Raw genomic sequence first — 16,476 nt, forward strand, 5'->3', positions numbered from 1 at the left:
CGACGGTGTCGTGCCGCTCGGCGCCCACCAGGACGCGTACGCCGGGCGAGTCCACGAGTCCCTGCGTCGCGACGTCCCAGCCGTGCCGGCGCAGCACCTCGTCGCGCGCGGCGGCCAGGCAGGTGAAGTTGGCCATCGTGCCGCCGGTGACGAAGCCGACCGCGCTCCCGCCCGGCAGGCCGAGCAGGTCGAGCAGCCAACGCTCGGTGAGGTCCTCGACCGCGGAGTGGGCAGGGGTGATGACGCGCAGGCCGGTGTTCTGGTCCCACGCGCTGACGAGCCAGTCGGCCGCCAGGGCGGCCGGATGGGTGCCGCCGATGACGAAGCCGAAGAAGCGACCGCCGGGCATCGCGTTGAGCCCGGGCTCGCAGGCCGCGGCGAGCTCCTCGACGACCTTCGCGGGGTCGGTCGGCCCGTCGGGCAGCACCGGGTCGAGCAGGGCCGCGACGTCGTCGGTGGTGAGGCGCGGCGGGACCGGCCGCTCGGCGAGGGAGTCGAGCCACTCCAGGGCCAGGGCATGGGCGCGGTCGAGGCCCGCGCTGCGGTCGGGATGCATCCCGTCAGTGTCCGCCGGAGCGTCCGCGCCGACTAGCCTCGGACTGGTGAAGATCCTGACCGCGGCCCAGTGGCGCCCGCTCGCCGACGCCCACGCCGCGCGCGTCGACGCCCTCGTGGCGCCGCACCTCGCGCGGCGGGCCGGTCAGGTCCGGCACCCGGTGCACGACTTCCTCTTCACCTACTACTCCCAGCGCCCGGCCCAGCTGCGCCGATGGCACCCGGGTTTCGGCGTCGCGCTCGAGGACGCCGACGAGCACGCCGGCCTCAAGGGCTACGCCGGCCTCGGTTTCGACACGGTCGCTGCGCGACCTGCTCAACCAGCGGCCGTCGCTGCGCGACCTGATCGACCGGCGGCCTCCGTGGCGGTCACCCGGGAGTACGTCGCCTCGCAGCGGCCGCTGCTCGAGCAGCTCCACACCCTGCTGTCCGCCACCGCCGACCGGGCGCCCCAGTTCGGGTGCTTCGGCCTCCACGAGTGGGCGATGGTCCACCGGTCGGCCGAGTTCGGCACGCGACACGACTGGCCGCTGCGGCTGGGCCAGGACGGGACCGACGCCGTCGTGGAGTCCCACCGGGTCGCCTGCTCGCACTTCGACGCGTTCCGCTTCTTCACCCCCAGTGCGCGGCCGCTCAACACGCTGCAGCCGGGACGCGACGACCGGCCGTCGTTCGAGCAGCCGGGCTGCCTGCACGCCGGGATGGACCTCTACAAGCACGCGTTCCGGCTCTCGCCGATGGTCCCGAGCGAGCTGGTGGCCGACTGCTTCGAGCTCGCGCGGGAGATCCGGGTCCTCGACATGCGGGCCGCGCCCTACGACCTCGGCGACCTCGGGTTCGAGCCGGTCCGCATCGAGACGGCGGAGGGCAAGGCGGCCTACGTCGAGGCGCAGCGGTCGTTCGCGGAGCGCGGCGCCCCGCTGCGGGCCCGGTTGGTCGCCGAGTGCGAGCGGCTGCTGGCCGTCGTACGGGAGCCGGCGACCACCTAGGTCTGTGCGGGCGTCCAGTCGTCCCAGTCGCTCCACCAGCGCTCGTCGCGGTCGAGCAGGTCGACGACGTAGGCGGCCGTGGCGAGCACCTCGCCGACCGTCTCGGCCGTGATCCGGCCCTCGGCCCGCTGGTGGTGGAGGTCCTCCACGTCCTTCCACTCCCGCCGGCCGTCCGGCCAGATGATCAGGTCGAGGCCGTAGTCGTCGGTCTCGAACCCGCCGTCGACCCTGACGATGGGCGGCTCGAAGTTGAGGTACCAGTAGCGGAAGGTGCCGTCGGTCTCGAAGAACTTCCACACCCCGTACGCCGTGTCGGCACGGCTCAGGTGCAGCACGATCGAGCCACCCCACTGGCGGTGCGCACGCCACGGGTGCGGGCCGAAGGGGTGCTCGGGGAAGTGGAACGGGGCACCCGGGTCGCACCGGGTCGCCAGCACCTCACCGTCGTCGGCCACCACTGTCACCGGAGCGGAGAGCCACAGGTCGCCGTGGAGCACCTCGCGGCGCGAGATCACCTCGCCGGGGGCGAACATCAGAACTCGTACCCGAACGCCTCGATGGTGTCGGCGAACACCGTCGCGACCCGCTCGCGCGAGGTGTCGGTGTAGAGCTCGCGGTAGTGGCCGGCAGGGCGGGCGTTGCCCTTGGCGCGCGGCAGGTCGGGCTCGCCCGGCAGGCCGAGGTGGTCCCAGACCTCGCGCAGCTCGGCGTCGAGGTTCTCGTAGCGCAGCACCCGGTCGAGGGCCATCTTCCCGCGGATGCGGTAGAGGCGGCGGTTGTTGGCCAGCTGCTCGATCCAGATCTCCTGGACGTAGGTCTCGAAGTCCGGGAGCTCGGGGCGGTCCTTGTACTTCCAGAAGTAGAGCGAGACGACCGCGTCCCACGGGTTCCGCTCGATCGCGAAGGTGAAGTAGTCGTCGAAGACGTCGGCGCCGACCAGGTCGCGGGTCAGCTTGGCGCCCATGTGGTTGTAGGCCTTGCGCGGCAGCGGGGGCGACTCGAAGTTCTGCGGCCCGCGTCCGCCCGCGGCCTTGCGCAGCGCCTCGTCCTCGGGGCTGATCTCGGTGATGATGTCGTCGGGCCCGCACACCTTCGACAACGCGATCTCCACGCTCGTGCCCGCGGTCTTGCGGGTCTTGAGGAAGATGAAGCGGTGTCGGTGGGACGCAATCACGGGCACGACCCTATCGCCGCCGACGTCAGGTGCGGTCGTCCTCCGCGAGCAGCTCGTCCTCGACCGTGCCGCCGTAGCCCTCGGCCTCCGGGTCGCCGTGCATGCCGTGGCTCACGGCGTACTCCTCCTCCGGCGAGAGGATCAGCCGGTGCCGGCCGACCGTGCCGAAGATCGCGAGCCCGATGGCGTAGAGCACGGCGATGGCCACGATCGCCGGGCGGAAGTCGGGGTTGAGGAAGACGCCGACGAAGGTGATCGCCGCGATGATCCCGGCGACGACGGCGCCCGCGACGCCCACGGGGCTGACGTAGGGCCGCTTGGCGTTGGGGAACTTCTGGCGCAGCAGGACGTAGGACACCATCTGGAGGAGGTACGCCAGCACCGCGCCCCAGACGGCGATGTTCAGCACGATCGCGGTCGCCTGCTCGCCGGCCTCGCCACCGCGGCGGGACAGGATGTCGACGATCAGCAGGACCACGAAACCGAAGACCGCCCCGGCCACCAGCGCGACCCACGGGGTCCGGCGCGCTCCGGTGATCGAGAGCGACTTGGGGTAGTAGCCGGCGCGGCTGAGCGAGTACATGTTGCGGCCGTAGGCGAACATGATCCCCTGCAGGCTGGCCAGCAGTCCGATGAGCGCGAACAGCGACAGCAGCGCGGCGAGGTCGTCGGAGAGGAACGCGCGGAAGCCGTCGAGCAGCGGCTCGCCCGACGCGCCGAGCGCCGCGGAGCCGGTGACCGCCGGGTTGAGCACGAAGACCAGGGCCCCGGTGCCGACGAGGGTCAGCAAGCCGACGATGCCGGCGCGCGGGATGTCGGTCTGCGGCGAGTGCGCCTCCTCCGCGGCCAGCGGGAGCTCCTCGATGCCGAGGAAGAACCACATCGCGAACGGCAGCGCATAGAGCACGCCGCTCCAGCCGAACGGCAGGAAGTCGCTGTTGCCGGGCTCGGGCTCGATGTCCAGCAGCCGGCCGAAGTCGACCGCCCCGTTGGCGATGGCAAGGACCGCGAACAGCACGAGCACCGCGATCGAGACGACCGCGACGACGATGGCGAACTTGAAGGAGATCTCCGCGCCGGCCGAGTTCAGCCCGACGAAGACGGCGTACAGCACGATCCACCAGATCCACTGGTTGTCACCGACGCTGAGCCCGAACAGCTCGTCGGTGATCGAGTCGAGGTACTGGGCTGAGAACAGCACGATGACGCCGGTGGTGAAGACGTACTCGATCGTCTCCGCGAGGCCGGTGACGAAGCCGCCCCACGGCCCCATCGCGGAGCGGGCGAAGGAGTAGGCGCCGCCGGTGTGCGGCATCGCCGCCGACATCTCCCCGATCGAGAAGAGCATGCCGAAGTACATGACCACGATGACGATGCTGGCGACGAGCAGGCCGCCCCAGCCGGCCTCGCCGATGCCGAAGTTCCAGCCCGAGAAGTCACCGGAGATCACGGCTGCGACGCCGATGCCCCACAGTCCCCAGAAACCGGCGGCGCGCTGCAGCTGCCGCTTGTCGAAGTAGCCCTCCTCCGCGTGGTGGTAGCTGACGCCGGAGACCTTGCGGGATTCCTGGTTCATGACGGGACGCTCCTGGGCTGTGCCTGTGGGGAGGGCTGGGTGCATGACGGGCTCTGGCCGGACGCTAGACCCGTCAATGGCAGGGCGGCAATACCTTTGGACCGCAGTTTTCGTGGAGGAAACGTCCGCCTGCGCGGCGCAATGGTTGACTCGCCACGACAATGAGCGCCTTACTGGACCCGCACGTCCGGACGCAGGCGCCGGCCCATCGAGCAGGAGGTCCCATGGCAGCACGGACGAACGGGCTCCTGGCCCTCGAGGACCTGGCCCGCCTCGTCGACGCGGACGAGGTCGACACCGTGGTGGTCGGCTTCGCCGACATGCAGGGCCGCCTGGTCGGCAAGCGGGTCTCCTCCCGCCTGTTCATGGAGGAGGTCGCCCCGCACGGCGCGGAGTGCTGCAACTACCTCCTCGCCGTCGACGTCGAGATGAACACCGTCGACGGCTACGCGATGTCCGGCTGGGACCGCGGGTACGGCGACATGGTGATGCGGCCGGACCTCGCCACGCTCCGGCTCACCCCGTGGCTGCCCGGCACCGCCCTCGTGATGGCCGACCTCGAGTGGTTCGACGGCACCCCGGTCGAGGCGGCACCGCGCAGCATCCTGAAGCGGCAGGTCGAGCGGCTCGCCGAGCGCGACCTGGTGCCGTACGCCGGCACCGAGCTGGAGTTCATGGTCTTCGACGACACCTTCCGCGACGCCTTCGGCAAGCGGTACGCCGGCCTGCGACCCGGCAGCGACTACAACATCGACTACGCCATGCTCGGCTCGACCCGGATGGAGCCGCTGCTGCGCGACATCCGCCGCGGCATGGAGGGCGCGGGGATGTACTGCGAGGGCTCCAAGGGCGAGTGCAACCTCGGCCAGCAGGAGATCGCCTTCCGCTACGACCACGGCCTCATCACCAGCGACAACCACACGATCTACAAGAACGGCGCCAAGGAGATCGCCGACGCGCACGGCAAGAGCCTCACCTTCATGGCGAAGTACGACGAGCGCGAGGGCAACAGCTGCCACATCCACCTGTCCGTCCGCGGCACCGACGGCTCCGCGGTGATGGCCGACGACTCCCGCCCGCACGGGATGTCGGAGCTGTTCGAGCACTGGGTCGCCGGCCAGCTCGCCTGCATGCGCGAGCTGACGCTGTTCTTCGCCCCCAACATCAACTCCTACAAGCGCTACGTCGAGGGCAGCTTCGCGCCGACCGCCGTCGCGTGGGGCATGGACAACCGCACCTGCGCGCTGCGCGTGGTCGGCCACGGCCTGGGCATGCGCCTGGAGAACCGGGTGCCGGGCGGCGACGTGAACCCCTACCTCGCGACCGCCGCGATCATCGCGGCCGGCCTGCACGGCATCGAGCAGCAGCTCCCCCTCGAGGCGGCGTTCGAGGGCAACGCCTACACCAGCGACGTGCCGCGACTGCCCACCACGCTGCGCGAGGCGGCCGAGCTCCTGGACGGCTCCACGGTGGCCCGCGCGGCCTTCGGCGACGAGGTCGTGGAGCACTACCTCAACAACGCCCGGGTCGAGCAGCGCGCCTACGACGCGGCGGTCACCGACTGGGAGCGGGTGCGGTGCTTTGAGCGCATGTGACGACCCCACGGGCCGGCGGCCGGTCGTCGGCGTGACGACGTACGTCGAGCGGGCGGCGCAGGGCGTCTGGGACGTCCCGGCGGCGTACCTGCAGTACCAGTACGTCGAGCTGGTGACGCGCGCCGGCGGCGTGCCGGTGCTGCTGCCCCCGCCCGGCCCCGCAGACCTCCCCCAGCCCGACGGCGCCGCCGCGGCAGTCCTCGACCGAGTGGACGCGCTCGTGCTCGCGGGCGGGCGCGACGTCGACGCGCGGCGCTACGACGCTGAGCCGCACGCCACCGCCGACCCCCCGGCCACCGACCGCGACGACTGGGAGCTCGCGCTGACCCGGCGCGCGCTCGACCTCGGGCTGCCGCTGCTGGGCATCTGCCGGGGCGCCCAGGTCCTCACCGTCGCGCTCGGCGGGACGCTCGTGCAGCACGTGCCGGAGGTGCCGGGCGCCCGCGCGCACAAGCTCGGGCCTGGCGAGTTCGCCACGCACACGGTGCGGACCCTCGAGGGCAGTCGGGTCGCGACCGCCCTCGGCGCCGACGCGACCGTCCACTGCTACCACCACCAGGCCGTCGACCGGCTGCCGGAGGGGTTGCGGGCCACCGCCCACGCTGAGGACGGCGTGGTCGAGGGGGTCGAGCTCGACGGGGACGGGTTCGTCGTCGGCGTGCAGTGGCACCCCGAGCAGAGCCTGGACGACCTCCGTCTGATGGAGTCCCTCGTGCGAGCCGCCCGCGAGCAGACGAAGGAGAAGGTGTGAGCGCCCCGATGTTCGACATCGTCAACCCGGCCGACGAGTCGGTCGTCACGAGCGTCCCCGAGCTGGAGGCCGGCGACGTCGACGACGCCGTCGAGCGGGCCGGGCGCGCCCAGCGCCGGTGGGCCGCGCTCGCGCCCGCCGAGCGCGCCGCGGCGCTGCGGGCGTTCGCCGCGACCGTCGACGCCCGCGTCGACGAGCTGGCCGAGCTCGAGGTCCGCAACTCCGGGCACCCGATCGGCCAGGCGGAGTGGGAGGCCGGGCACGTCCGTGACGTGCTCACGTACTACTCCGCGGCCCCCGAGCGGCTCTTCGGTCGCCAGATCCCCGTCGCCGGCGGGCTCGACCTCACGTTCGCCGAGCCCATCGGGGTGATCGGTGTCGTGACGCCCTGGAACTTCCCGATGACCATCGCGTCGTGGGGCTTCGCCCCGGCACTCGCCGCGGGCAACGCCGTCGTCCTCAAGCCTGCCGAGTGGACCCCGCTGACCTCGCTCCGCCTGGCCGAGCTGGCGCTCGAGGCGGGCCTGCCCGAGGGGCTGCTGCAGGTCGTCACGGGCAAGGGCTCGGTCGTCGGCGAGCGACTCGTCGACCACCCCGATGTCCGCAAGGTCGTGTTCACCGGCTCGACCGAGACCGGCACCCGCGTGATGGCGCGGGCAGCCAGGCAGGTCAAGCAGGTGACCCTCGAGCTCGGCGGCAAGAGCGCGAACATCGTCTTCGCCGACAGCGACCTCGAGCAGGCCGCCGCCACGGCGCCGTACGGCGTCTTCGACAACGCCGGCCAGGACTGCTGCGCCCGCAGCCGGATCCTCGTGCAGCGCAGCGTGCTCGACCGGTTCATGGAGCTGCTGGAGCCCGCGGTGGCGGGCGTCCGGGTCGGCGACCCCCGCGATCGCGACACCGAGATGGGTCCGCTGGTCTCCCGCTCGCACTGGGAGAAGGTGGCCTCCTACGTCCCCGACGACGCGCCCGTCGCCTTCCGCGGGCAGGCGCCGGACGGTCCCGGCTTCTGGTTCCCGCCGACCGTGCTGACCCCGTCGCGCGACGACCGCACCGCGCGCGAGGAGATCTTCGGCCCGGTGGTGGCGGTGCTGCCCTTCGAGGACGAGGCCGACGCGATCGCGCTGGCCAACGACTCGGCGTACGGGCTCTCGGGCTCGATCTGGACCCGCGACGTCTCGCGCGCAGTCCGCGTCAGCCGCGCCGTCGAGGCCGGCAACCTGTCGGTGAACTCGCACTCGTCGGTCCGCTACTCCACACCGTTCGGCGGCTTCAAGCAGTCGGGGGTCGGGCGCGAGCTCGGGCCCGAGGCCCCGCTGTCCTTCACCGAGACCAAGAACGTCTTCATCGCCATCGAGTCCGCCCCAGAGCCAGCCGAGGAGCTGTCATGACCGTCACCCCCGTCGACCTCACCCAGCGGCTGCGTGACCGGGTGGCCGTGGTCACCGGCGGCGCCTCCGGCATCGGCCTGGCCTCCGCGCGACGACTTGCGGCCGAGGGGGCACGCGTCGTGGTCGCCGACCTGGACCCGGCGACCGGGCAGGCCGCGGCCGAGGAGGTGGGCGGCACCTTCGTGGCCGTCGACGTGTCCGACAGGGAGCAGGTCGACGCGCTCTTCGACTCGGTCGCCTCGTCGCACGGGTCGGTCGACATCGCCTTCAACAACGCCGGCATCTCCCCGCCGGAGGACGACCTGATCGAGTCGACCGACCTCGACGCGTGGGACCGCGTGCAGCTGGTCAACCTCACCTCGGTCTACCTCTGCTGCCGGGCGGCGCTGCGCCACATGGCGCCCCGGCAGCGCGGCTCCATCATCAACACCGCATCGTTCGTCGCGGTGATGGGCTCGGCGACGTCGCAGATCTCCTACACCGCGTCCAAGGGCGGCGTGCTCGCGATGTCGCGCGAGCTCGGCGTGCAGTACGCCCGCCAGGGCATCCGGGTGAACGCGCTGTGCCCGGGGCCGGTCAACACCCCGCTCCTGCAGGAGCTGTTCGCCAAGGACCCCGAGCGGGCGGCGCGCCGGCTCGTCCACGTGCCGGTCGGCCGGTTCGCCGAGCCGGAGGAGCTCGCGGCCGCGGTCGCGTTCCTGGCCAGCGACGACGCGTCGTTCATCACCGCGACGAGCTTCCTCGTCGACGGCGGCATCCACGCGGCGTACGTCACCCCCCTGTAGGCGGCTGCCGTGACCGAGTCCCGTCTCGCGGAGGAGACGTTCTTCCGGCCCGTGCGGCCGGGCAACGCCTTCGAGGACACCGTGCAGCGGCTGCTGCAGACGATCCGCCTCGGCGTCGTCGCCCCCGGCGACTCGCTGCCGTCCGAGCGCGAGCTCGCCGTCCGGCTGGGCGTCAGCCGGGACACCGTGCGCGATGCCCTGCGCTCACTGGGCGAGGCGGGATACGTCGTCGCCCGTCGCGGGCGCTACGGCGGCACCTTCGTCGCCGACGACCTGCCGCACCCGGAGCCGCAGGACTCCCCCTCCCTCGACGCCGCCGACCTCGAGGAGGTGCTCGCGCTGCGCGAGGTGCTCGAGGTCGGGGCGGCGCGGCTGGCCGCGTCGCGCACGCTCCCGGCTCCCGAGCGCGACCTGCTGTGGCGCGCCCTGGAGGAGGTCACCGGAGCCGATCCGGCCGACTACCGCCGGCTGGACTCCCGGCTGCACCTCGTGATCGCCGAGATCACCGGGGTGCGCTCGCTGGTCACGCTGGTGGCCGACAGCCGGATGCGGCTCAACCGGCTGCTCGACGAGATCCCCTTGCTGGAGCGCAACATCGCCCACTCCGACGAGCAGCACCGCACCCTCGTCACCGCCATCCTCGCCGGGCAGGTCGAGGCCGCCGCGGCCGCGGTCGAGGAGCACCTGGCCGGGTCGGCCGCCCTGCTGCGCGGCTTCCTCGCCTGAGGCGTCGACCGGTCCGTCGTACGCCCTCGCTAGCGTGGCCGGCGTGAGCGAGCCGATGGACCTGACCGGGCAGCACGTCCGCGGTGAGGACTGGTACGCCGAGGACCTCGGCGCCGCCCGGTTCGTCGACTGCACGTTCACCGACGTCGACCTGTCGGAGGCCTCGACGTCCGGGGCGAGCTTCGAGTCGTGCACCTTCCACGGCGGTCGGTTCAACGCATCAGTGCACACCGCGACGGCGTTCGTCGGGTGCGACTTCCGCCGGGTGTCCTTCTTCGACGCGACGCTCGACGGCTGCAAGCTGGTCGGCTCGGTCTTCGCCGAGTGCGTGCTGCGCCCGCTCACCGTCGTCGGCGGCTCGTGGCTCGGGGTGACCATCCGCGGCACCAACCTCTCCCGCCTCGACCTGTCCGGCGTCGACCTCCGGGAGGCCGACCTGTCGATGTCCGACCTCAGCCTCACCACCCTCGCCCGGGCCCGCCTCGACCGGGCGGTGCTGCGCGAGACCACCCTCGACCGGACCGACCTGCGCGGTGCGAGCCTCGACGGCGTCGACCTGACGGCCGCAACCCTCAAGCGGACCAGGCTCGACCTCGCCGGCGCGGTGCTGCTCGCCGAGCTCCACGGCGGCGACGTCGACACCTCCGCCTGACCGCCCTTCCGTCATACGAACCCGACCCCAGGGGTTCCCTTCCGGATGACGGACCCAGCCCGTGACGAAGCCTCAGGAGAGGCGGGCGCGCAGGCCGTCGATGACCAGGTCGAGGCCGAGGTCGAAGTCGGGCAGCGACTCCAGCGACCGCTCGACTGCCCCGAGGCTCACCGCCTGGCGGGCCGTCTGCTCCTCGAAGGCGTGGCCGAAGACGTAGTGGACCAGCGTGCGGGAGGCCACGGCCACCAGCTCGGGCGGCGCCTCGGCGTCGGCCAGGACCTTCTCCAGCTCGGCCACCGGCGCGGCGGCCCCGAGCCCGAATGCCCAGACAGTGGCCACCACGTCGGCGCCGTCGGTGCACGCGAGCATGGCGTGCCGCAGCTCGGAGCAGACCTCGCGCAGCTGGTCGGGCCACTCGGTGGCCGTGCGCGGCCGAGCGCCGCGCGCGAGGATCTCGTCGGCGACGGCGGCCAGCAGCGCCTGCTTGCTGGCGAAGTGGTGGTAGATCGCGCTGGGCTGCACGTCGAGCTCGGAGCCGAGCCGGCGCATGGTGAGCGCCGACAGGCCGTGCGTGTCGAGGAGGGAGACGGCGTGCGCGAGCACGTCGCTGCGGCGATGGCGCACGCACCCTCCCGGCGGTCGGACGGCATTCGGACGACATTGACGGCCTGTTCCCGGCCAGCCTAACCTGAACACTGTTCAGGTCAACCGCAGCTCCCCCAGCAAGGACCCCCGATGACTGCCACCACCCAGCCCGAGGCCGCCCCCACCACCTCGGGCTCCTCGTCCCCGTCGCGCGACATAGCGCTGGTCGCGGCCTTCGCCGCGCTGATCTCCGCCAGCGCCTACGTCGGCGCCATCCCGGTCGGCAGCGCCGGCGTACCCATCACCCTCCAGACGCTCACCGTCATGCTGGCCGGCTGCATCCTCGGCCCGCTGCGCGGCTTCGCTGCGGTCACTCTCTACCTCGCGCTCGGCGCCGTCGGCCTGCCCGTCTTCGCCGAGCACTCCTCGGGCATCGGCGTCTTCAACGGCCCCAGCGGCGGCTACCTCATCGCCTTCCCCGTGGCCGCCGCGCTCGGCGGCCTCCTGGTGAAGTACGTCGCCCGCGAGCGGCGCACGCGCGCCCTGTGGGTCTTCGCGTGCTCGCTGACCGCCAGCATCCTGGTCGTCCACCTGTTCGGCATCGTCGGGATGATGCGGTTCTTCGACGTCTCCTTCCGCGAGGCGGCCACCTACGACATGCCGTTCTGGATCGGCGACCTGGTGAAGACCTCGCTGGTGGCGATGATCGCCGCCGAGGTGCACCGCGCGTTCCCGCAGCTGCTGCAGCGCGACTGACCTTGCCGGAGATCCGTTTCGAGGCCGCATCCGTCCGGGTGCCCCTGCCCGGCCGCGGCGAGCGCGAGATCCTCGCGCCGACGACCCTCACCCTCACCGAGTGGCGGGTGGGCGTCGTCGGCGCCAACGGCTCGGGCAAGTCGACACTGGCCCGGATGGTCAACGGCCTGGTGCGGCCGTCGTCGGGACGGGTGGTCGTCGACGGCCTGGACGTCGCGCGCGACGGTGCCGCCGTGCGACGTCAGGTCGGGTTCTGCTTCACCGACCCGGCCGCCCAGCTGGTGATGCCGACCTGCGTGGAGGACATCGAGCTGTCGCTGCGGCGCTCGGTCCCGGACGCCGGTGAGCGGCGCGAGCGGGCTCTGGAGGTGCTGTACGCCAACGGCCTGGCCGACCACGCGCACGACTCCGTGCACTCGCTCTCCGGCGGCCAGCGGCAGCTGCTCGCGCTGGCTGGGGTGCTGGCGACCTCGCCCGCGGTGGTGGTCGCCGACGAGCCCACCACCCTGCTCGACCGGGCCAACACCCGCCGCATCGGTGACGTGCTGCTGGGCCTCGAGCAGCAGCTGGTGCTGGTCACCCACGACCTCGACCTCGCCGCCCGCTGCGACCGCGTGCTCGTCGTCGACGACGGCCGCGTCGTCGCCGACGGCCGGCCGGACGAGGCGATCGTGCACTACACCGACCTGGTGGACGGGGTCAGCCGGTGAGCGACCTCATGGCCGGGCTGCACCAGCCCGGCGACACGTTCCTGCACCGGCTGCCGGTCGGCGTGAAGGTGCTCGGCCTCGCCCTGCTCAGCCTGGCCGTCGTCGTGGTGCGCGACGTCCGCAGCGCGCCGGTCTTCCTCGTGGTGACGCTCCTCCTCGCGGCGCTCGCCCGGGTGCCGCTGCGCTCGGTCTGGCGTGCCGCGCGCGGAGTGCTGCTCATCGCGGTCGTCGCCAGCGCGTTCCAGTGGTGGTGGTACGGCGCCGCGAAGGCCGTGGAGACCTTCCTCGACCTGCTCACCCTCGGGCTCGCCGCGCTGTCGCTCACCGCGACCACGTCGGTCAACGAGATGGTCGACGCCCTCGCCCGATGGGCGCGACCGCTCCGGTTCGTCGGGATCGACCCGGACCGGGTGGCGCTGACGGTCGCGCTGACCGTCGGCGCCCTGCCCGGCACCATCGCGATCGCCCGCGAGACCCGCGACGCGGCCCGGGCCCGCGGGCTCGACCGCAACCCGCGGGCCTACCTCTCCCCCTTCGTCATCCGCGTCGTCGCCCGCGCCCACGAGTCCGGCGACGCGCTCCACGCCCGCGGGATCGGGGACGACTGAACGTCAGCTGGGCCGGTTGAGGAACCACCGGTGCCCGAACGGGTCGCGGAACACCGCCACCCGACCGGCCGGAGGGCTGTCCTCGGGCCCTCGGTCGAGGACCACACCGGACCGTGCCACCCGCTCGCAGACCGCGTCGACGTCGTCGACCTCGAGGTGCAGCGACACCGCCGCGCCGCGCGAGGTGTCGGGCGCGGCGACGCCCGCGGAGTCGAACTCGTCGGACATCATCCAGCGCCCGGCGCCGACCGCGAGCTCGACGTGGCCGATGCGGCCGTCGTCCATCACGATCGGGTCGAGGACGACCTCGGCGCCGAGCACGTCGACGTACCACTGGAGCGCGGCACGCGCGTCGGCGACACAGATGTACGGCGTCAGCTCACCCATCCGGCCACCTCACCAGCCGGGCGGGCGCCTGTCCACCCACGGCGCGGCGGCCTCGACCTGCGCGGCGAGCGAGAGCAGGAGCTCCTCCTCGGCCGGACGGGCGGCCAGCATCACCCCGACCGGCAGGCCGTCGTCGGTCCAGTGGAGCGGGAGCGACATGGCCGGCATGCCGGTGACGTTCCACGCGCTCGTCCACGGCGTGAAGGCCTTCTGGGCGGCGAAGTCGCGCGCGGGATCGGCGTCGTCGCGCAGCGCCCCGACCTCGACCGGCGGCATCGCGAGGGTGGGTGTGAGCACGACGTCGTACGCCGCCAGCGCGGCCAGCGCGCCCGCCGCGTGCTGGCGGAGGCGGGCGATCGCCAGCCCGAACTCGGGGCCGCTCACGACGTGGCCGCGCTCGGACAGCCAGCGCGTCAGCGGCCGGAGCCGGCCCTCACGGCCGGGCGGCGCCTCGGACAGCGCGGTGAGCACGGCCCAGCAGGTCTCGAAGTCGGCGACGGCCTCGCGCGGGATCGGGACCGCCACGTCCTCGACGTCGTGCCCGAGGTCGGCGAGGAGGCGGGAGGCGTCGTCCCAGGCGGTCACCGACGACGGGTGGACGTCGACGTCGGCGATGACCGGGGCGACGAAGCGGGCGACGCGGAGCCGGCCCGGCTCGCGGTCGCAGGCCGCCAGGAAGGGCGCCGACGGCGGCGGCGCCCAGAACGGGTCGCCGACCCGGCGGCCGGCGAGCACGTCGAGGAGGGCTCCCGCGTCGCGGACGGTGCGGGCCAGCGTGCCCGCCGTCGCGAGGCCGACGGGGTCGCCGTAGCGCGGCGCACCGCTGATCCGGCCGCGCGAGGGCTTGAGGCCGACTAGCCCGCAGCAGGAGGCGGGGATGCGGATCGACCCGCCGCCGTCGGAGCCCGGCGCCACCGGCAGCAGGCCCGCGGCGACGGCTGCCGCGGCGCCGCCCGACGAGCCGCCGGCGGTCCGGGTGGTGTCCCACGGCGTCACGGCGGGTGGCGCGACGTCGGGCTCGGTGTAGCAGGGCGAGCCGAACTCCGGGGTGTTGGTCTTGCCCAGGCTCGGCATGCCCGCGGACTCGACGGACCGGACGAGCTCGTCGGACTCCTCGGGGACGAAGTCGTCGTACGCCGCCGAGCCGAAGGTGGTGCGGACCCCGGCCGTGGGGTGGAGGTCCTTGATGCCCGTCGGGACGCCCCAGAGCGGACCGGCGTCCGCCGGGCGCCCCGCCTCGGTGAGCCCACGCGCGTGCTCGCGGGCGAGGTCGTGGGTGGTGGTGACGAAGGCGCCGACGTGGTCGGCCCGGCCGGCGTAGTGCTCGACGAGCTCGAGCGGCGACACCTCGCCGCGGCGTACGGCGTCGCCCTGCTCGAGGGCGGTCAGGTCGTGGAGCACGTGCCGACCGTAGCCTCACCGCTGGTTGAGCAGCGAGCGAAGCGAGCGTGTCGAAACCGAGGTGCCCCCCAGCCTCGGTTTCGACACGGGCTCGTCCCTCGCCCTGCTCGACCGAGGGCGGCTGGGGTCAGGCCGCGGCCTCGACCTCGTGCGCGACGAGGGCGTCGAGCGCGCCGAGGAAGCGCTGCACGGCGGCCTCGTTCTCCAGCGGGTCGCCCTCGACCGCGGACTCGTCGACCACGATGCCCTCGACGACGACGGCACCGGCGATGGTGGCGGAGTGGCGGGCGTGCTCGTGCGACCACTTGCCGCCGTACGGCGTCGGGGTGGCGCCGATGGCCGCGAACGGCTTGCCGACGATGGCGCCTTGGCCGTAGGGGCGCGACAGCCAGTCGATGGCGTTGTTGAGCACGGCCGGCATGGTGCCGTTGTACTCCGGGGTGACGGCGAGGATGCGGTCGGCGCCGGCGACCGACTCACGCAGCGCGGTGGCGGCGGCAGGGGCGGTCTCGCCGTCGAGCTCCTCGTTGTAGAACGGGACGCTGTCGAGGCCCTCGACGACGTCGACGGTCACACCCGCGGGGGCGTTGTCGCGCAGGTGCTCGGCGATCCGGCGGTTGAGCGAGCCGGAGCGGGTGGAACCGAGGAGGACGGCGACACGGGTCTGCTTGTCAGTAGTCATGACCCTCGAAACGGACTGCGGTCCGCTTCTATTCCGTGGCTGACGAACTTTTTCCGCCCCTAGGCTGGCGGACGTGACCCACCTCCTGCCGATGGCGGACGAACCCGCCCCGGAGCGGGCCGACGCGGCGCGCAACCGACAGGCCATCCTCGCAGCGGCGCTGCGCCTGGTGGAGACGCGGGGGGTCGACTGCGTGACGATGGACACGGTCGCGTCGGAGGCGGGCGTGGGCAAGGGCACGCTCTTCCGGCGATTCGAGAGCCGTGAGGGGCTGATGGCGGCCGTGCTCAACACGTCCGAGACCCAGTGGCAGGCGTCGGTGCTGTCCGGTCCCCCGCCGCTCGGGCCCGGGGCGCCGCCGATGGAGCGGCTGCTCGCCTTCGGCCACTCGCGCCTGCGGACCAACCTCACCCACAGCGCGCTGATCGCGGCCGCCGGACGACCCGGCGCGCGCTCGGCGGCTGCGATGTCGTTCGCGAACATGCACGTCCGCTACCTCCTCGGCGAGCTCGGCGTGCGCGGCGACCTGCTGATGCTGGCCACCGCGCTCCTCGCGCCGCTGGAGCTCGTCGTGCTGGACCAGCAGGTCACCCGCGAGCAGCTGCCGATCGAGCGGGTCGAAGCAGGCTGGGACGACCTGGTGCGACGGGTGGTCCGCGCCTGACGTCGGCCGGCCCACGCCCGCGACCTAGCGGTGCTGCCGCCTGAGGCCGAAGGTCAGCCCGTCCACCAGGGCGCCCCACGACGCCTCGATGACGTTGGCGCCGACCCCGACGGTCACCCACGACGACTCGCCGTCGGTGGTCTCGATCAGCACGCGGGTGATCGCGTCGGTGCCGTGGCCCTGGTCGAGGATGCGGACCTTGTAGTCGATGAGCTCGAACTTCGCGACCTCGGGGAACGCCTGGCCGATCGCCTCGCGCAGCGCGGCGTCGAGGGCGTTGACCGGGCCGTTGCCCTCGCCGGTGACGACGTAGCGCACGCCCTCCGCACGGAGCTTCACCGTCGCCTCCGAGACCGCCTCGCCGTCGGTGCGGGTCTCGGTGATGACCCGCCACGACTCCACGTCGAAGTACGCCGGCCGCGTCCCCTCGACCTCCTCGGCGAGCAGCAGCTCGAAGGAGGCGTCGGCGGCCTCGAAGGTGAACCCGCG

General features: G+C 72.9%; 20 protein-coding genes. 11 read left to right on the forward strand and 9 right to left on the reverse strand.

The window, feature by feature from the left end; all coding sequences use genetic code 11:
- A partial coding sequence (locus tag Q9S36_RS49855) for a pyridoxal-dependent decarboxylase (RefSeq protein ID WP_311292151.1) occupies nt 1-556 on the reverse strand: 556 nt, incomplete at its 3' end.
- A gap of 46 nt (nt 557-602) precedes the next feature.
- Here Q9S36_RS49855 and Q9S36_RS49860 point away from each other — a divergent pair.
- Entirely contained in the window at nt 603-1,544 is a 942-nt protein-coding gene (locus Q9S36_RS49860; RefSeq protein ID WP_311292152.1) for a 3-methyladenine DNA glycosylase, read from the forward strand.
- Here Q9S36_RS49860 and Q9S36_RS49865 read toward each other — a convergent pair.
- Genes Q9S36_RS49865 through Q9S36_RS49875 form a run of 3 tightly spaced genes read right to left on the reverse strand, consistent with a single transcriptional unit; the run spans nt 1,541 to nt 4,294 of the window.
- The gene (locus Q9S36_RS49865) at nt 1,541-2,077 is read right to left on the reverse strand and encodes a DUF402 domain-containing protein (RefSeq protein ID WP_311292153.1); all 537 of its coding nucleotides are present in this window, start codon (nt 2,075-2,077) and stop codon (nt 1,541-1,543) included. The two genes, Q9S36_RS49860 and Q9S36_RS49865, sit on opposite strands and share 4 nt — an antisense overlap.
- The gene (locus Q9S36_RS49870; RefSeq protein WP_311292154.1) at nt 2,077-2,718 is read right to left on the reverse strand and encodes a sulfotransferase family 2 domain-containing protein; all 642 of its coding nucleotides are present in this window, start codon (nt 2,716-2,718) and stop codon (nt 2,077-2,079) included. Before Q9S36_RS49870 ends, Q9S36_RS49865 begins: the two co-directional genes overlap by 1 nt.
- Before the next feature lie 25 nt (nt 2,719-2,743).
- Complete coding sequence (locus Q9S36_RS49875; RefSeq protein WP_311292155.1) at nt 2,744-4,294, reverse strand: amino acid permease; 1,551 nt, start codon at nt 4,292-4,294, stop codon at nt 2,744-2,746.
- 224 nt (nt 4,295-4,518) lie between these two features.
- On the opposite strand from Q9S36_RS49875, the gene Q9S36_RS49880 reads away from it, so the two are divergent.
- The 6 genes from Q9S36_RS49880 to Q9S36_RS49905 are packed head-to-tail and all read left to right on the forward strand — an operon-like array spanning nt 4,519 to nt 10,194.
- On the forward strand, nt 4,519-5,889 hold the full coding sequence (locus Q9S36_RS49880; RefSeq protein WP_311292156.1) for a glutamine synthetase family protein: 1,371 nt from the start codon (nt 4,519-4,521) through the stop codon (nt 5,887-5,889).
- A 31-nt stretch (nt 5,890-5,920) separates the two neighbouring features.
- Nucleotides 5,921-6,640 carry a gamma-glutamyl-gamma-aminobutyrate hydrolase family protein gene (locus Q9S36_RS49885; RefSeq protein ID WP_311292157.1) on the forward strand — a complete coding sequence of 240 codons (720 nt, stop codon included), beginning with the start codon at nt 5,921-5,923 and terminating at the stop codon, nt 6,638-6,640.
- Nucleotides 6,641-6,648: 8 nt separating this feature from the next.
- Complete coding sequence (locus tag Q9S36_RS49890) at nt 6,649-8,031, forward strand: aldehyde dehydrogenase family protein (RefSeq protein ID WP_311292169.1); 1,383 nt, start codon at nt 6,649-6,651, stop codon at nt 8,029-8,031.
- On the forward strand, nt 8,028-8,816 hold the full coding sequence (locus tag Q9S36_RS49895; RefSeq protein ID WP_311292158.1) for a 3-oxoacyl-ACP reductase: 789 nt from the start codon (nt 8,028-8,030) through the stop codon (nt 8,814-8,816). The genes Q9S36_RS49890 and Q9S36_RS49895 overlap by 4 nt, the downstream gene beginning before the upstream one ends.
- Nucleotides 8,817-8,825: 9 nt before the next feature.
- Nucleotides 8,826-9,542, forward strand: a complete 717-nt coding sequence (locus Q9S36_RS49900; protein ID WP_311292159.1) for a GntR family transcriptional regulator — start codon at nt 8,826-8,828, stop codon at nt 9,540-9,542.
- 43 nt (nt 9,543-9,585) lie between these two features.
- Nucleotides 9,586-10,194, forward strand: coding sequence for a pentapeptide repeat-containing protein (locus Q9S36_RS49905; protein WP_311292160.1), 609 nt, complete (start codon nt 9,586-9,588; stop codon nt 10,192-10,194).
- A 72-nt stretch (nt 10,195-10,266) separates the two neighbouring features.
- Here the strand turns inward: Q9S36_RS49905 and Q9S36_RS49910 are convergent, their stop codons facing one another.
- Nucleotides 10,267-10,818, reverse strand: coding sequence for a TetR family transcriptional regulator (locus Q9S36_RS49910; protein ID WP_311292161.1), 552 nt, complete (start codon nt 10,816-10,818; stop codon nt 10,267-10,269).
- A 111-nt stretch (nt 10,819-10,929) separates the two neighbouring features.
- Between Q9S36_RS49910 and Q9S36_RS49915 the strand changes: the two genes are divergently transcribed.
- The 3 genes from Q9S36_RS49915 to Q9S36_RS49925 are packed head-to-tail and all read left to right on the forward strand — an operon-like array spanning nt 10,930 to nt 12,853.
- The gene (locus Q9S36_RS49915; RefSeq protein ID WP_311292162.1) at nt 10,930-11,535 is read left to right on the forward strand and encodes a biotin transporter BioY; all 606 of its coding nucleotides are present in this window, start codon (nt 10,930-10,932) and stop codon (nt 11,533-11,535) included.
- Nucleotides 11,536-11,537: 2 nt separating this feature from the next.
- Nucleotides 11,538-12,245: an energy-coupling factor ABC transporter ATP-binding protein gene (locus tag Q9S36_RS49920; RefSeq protein ID WP_396653985.1), complete on the forward strand. Its 708-nt coding sequence runs from the start codon at nt 11,538-11,540 to the stop codon at nt 12,243-12,245.
- Nucleotides 12,242-12,853, forward strand: coding sequence for an energy-coupling factor transporter transmembrane protein EcfT (locus Q9S36_RS49925; RefSeq protein WP_311292163.1), 612 nt, complete (start codon nt 12,242-12,244; stop codon nt 12,851-12,853). Before Q9S36_RS49920 ends, Q9S36_RS49925 begins: the two co-directional genes overlap by 4 nt.
- Nucleotides 12,854-12,856: 3 nt before the next feature.
- Here the strand turns inward: Q9S36_RS49925 and Q9S36_RS49930 are convergent, their stop codons facing one another.
- The 3 genes from Q9S36_RS49930 to Q9S36_RS49940 all read right to left on the reverse strand — a co-directional run bounded on the left by Q9S36_RS49930 (nt 12,857) and on the right by Q9S36_RS49940 (nt 15,323).
- On the reverse strand, nt 12,857-13,240 hold the full coding sequence (locus tag Q9S36_RS49930; RefSeq protein ID WP_311292164.1) for a VOC family protein: 384 nt from the start codon (nt 13,238-13,240) through the stop codon (nt 12,857-12,859).
- Nucleotides 13,241-13,249: 9 nt separating this feature from the next.
- Entirely contained in the window at nt 13,250-14,641 is a 1,392-nt protein-coding gene (locus Q9S36_RS49935) for an amidase (protein ID WP_311292165.1), read from the reverse strand.
- Between the two features lie 127 nt (nt 14,642-14,768).
- Nucleotides 14,769-15,323, reverse strand: coding sequence for an NAD(P)H-dependent oxidoreductase (locus Q9S36_RS49940; protein WP_311292166.1), 555 nt, complete (start codon nt 15,321-15,323; stop codon nt 14,769-14,771).
- Nucleotides 15,324-15,396: 73 nt separating this feature from the next.
- On the opposite strand from Q9S36_RS49940, the gene Q9S36_RS49945 reads away from it, so the two are divergent.
- The gene (locus tag Q9S36_RS49945) at nt 15,397-15,987 is read left to right on the forward strand and encodes a helix-turn-helix domain-containing protein (RefSeq protein ID WP_311292167.1); all 591 of its coding nucleotides are present in this window, start codon (nt 15,397-15,399) and stop codon (nt 15,985-15,987) included.
- A 24-nt stretch (nt 15,988-16,011) separates the two neighbouring features.
- Here the strand turns inward: Q9S36_RS49945 and Q9S36_RS49950 are convergent.
- Nucleotides 16,012-16,476, reverse strand: a 465-nt coding sequence (locus Q9S36_RS49950) for an alpha-isopropylmalate synthase regulatory domain-containing protein (protein ID WP_311292168.1), incomplete at its 5' end; no start/stop codon positions are given.

The organism is Microbacterium sp. ARD31, from assembly GCF_031844425.1.

What these genes read in the sequence shown, in the direction of transcription:
- Q9S36_RS49865 (WP_311292153.1), bottom strand. Translation starts at nt 2,077, where the DNA reads ATGTTCGCCCCCGGCGAGGTGATCTCGCGCCGCGAGGTGCTCCACGGC.
- Q9S36_RS49875 (WP_311292155.1), bottom strand. Translation starts at nt 4,294, where the DNA reads ATGAACCAGGAATCCCGCAAGGTCTCCGGCGTCAGCTACCACCACGCG.
- Q9S36_RS49880 (WP_311292156.1), top strand. Translation starts at nt 4,519, where the DNA reads ATGGCAGCACGGACGAACGGGCTCCTGGCCCTCGAGGACCTGGCCCGC.
- Q9S36_RS49890 (WP_311292169.1), top strand. Translation starts at nt 6,649, where the DNA reads ATGTTCGACATCGTCAACCCGGCCGACGAGTCGGTCGTCACGAGCGTC.
- Q9S36_RS49895 (WP_311292158.1), top strand. Translation starts at nt 8,028, where the DNA reads ATGACCGTCACCCCCGTCGACCTCACCCAGCGGCTGCGTGACCGGGTG.
- Q9S36_RS49915 (WP_311292162.1), top strand. Translation starts at nt 10,930, where the DNA reads ATGACTGCCACCACCCAGCCCGAGGCCGCCCCCACCACCTCGGGCTCC.
- Q9S36_RS49930 (WP_311292164.1), bottom strand. Translation starts at nt 13,240, where the DNA reads ATGGGTGAGCTGACGCCGTACATCTGTGTCGCCGACGCGCGTGCCGCG.
- Q9S36_RS49940 (WP_311292166.1), bottom strand. Translation starts at nt 15,323, where the DNA reads ATGACTACTGACAAGCAGACCCGTGTCGCCGTCCTCCTCGGTTCCACC.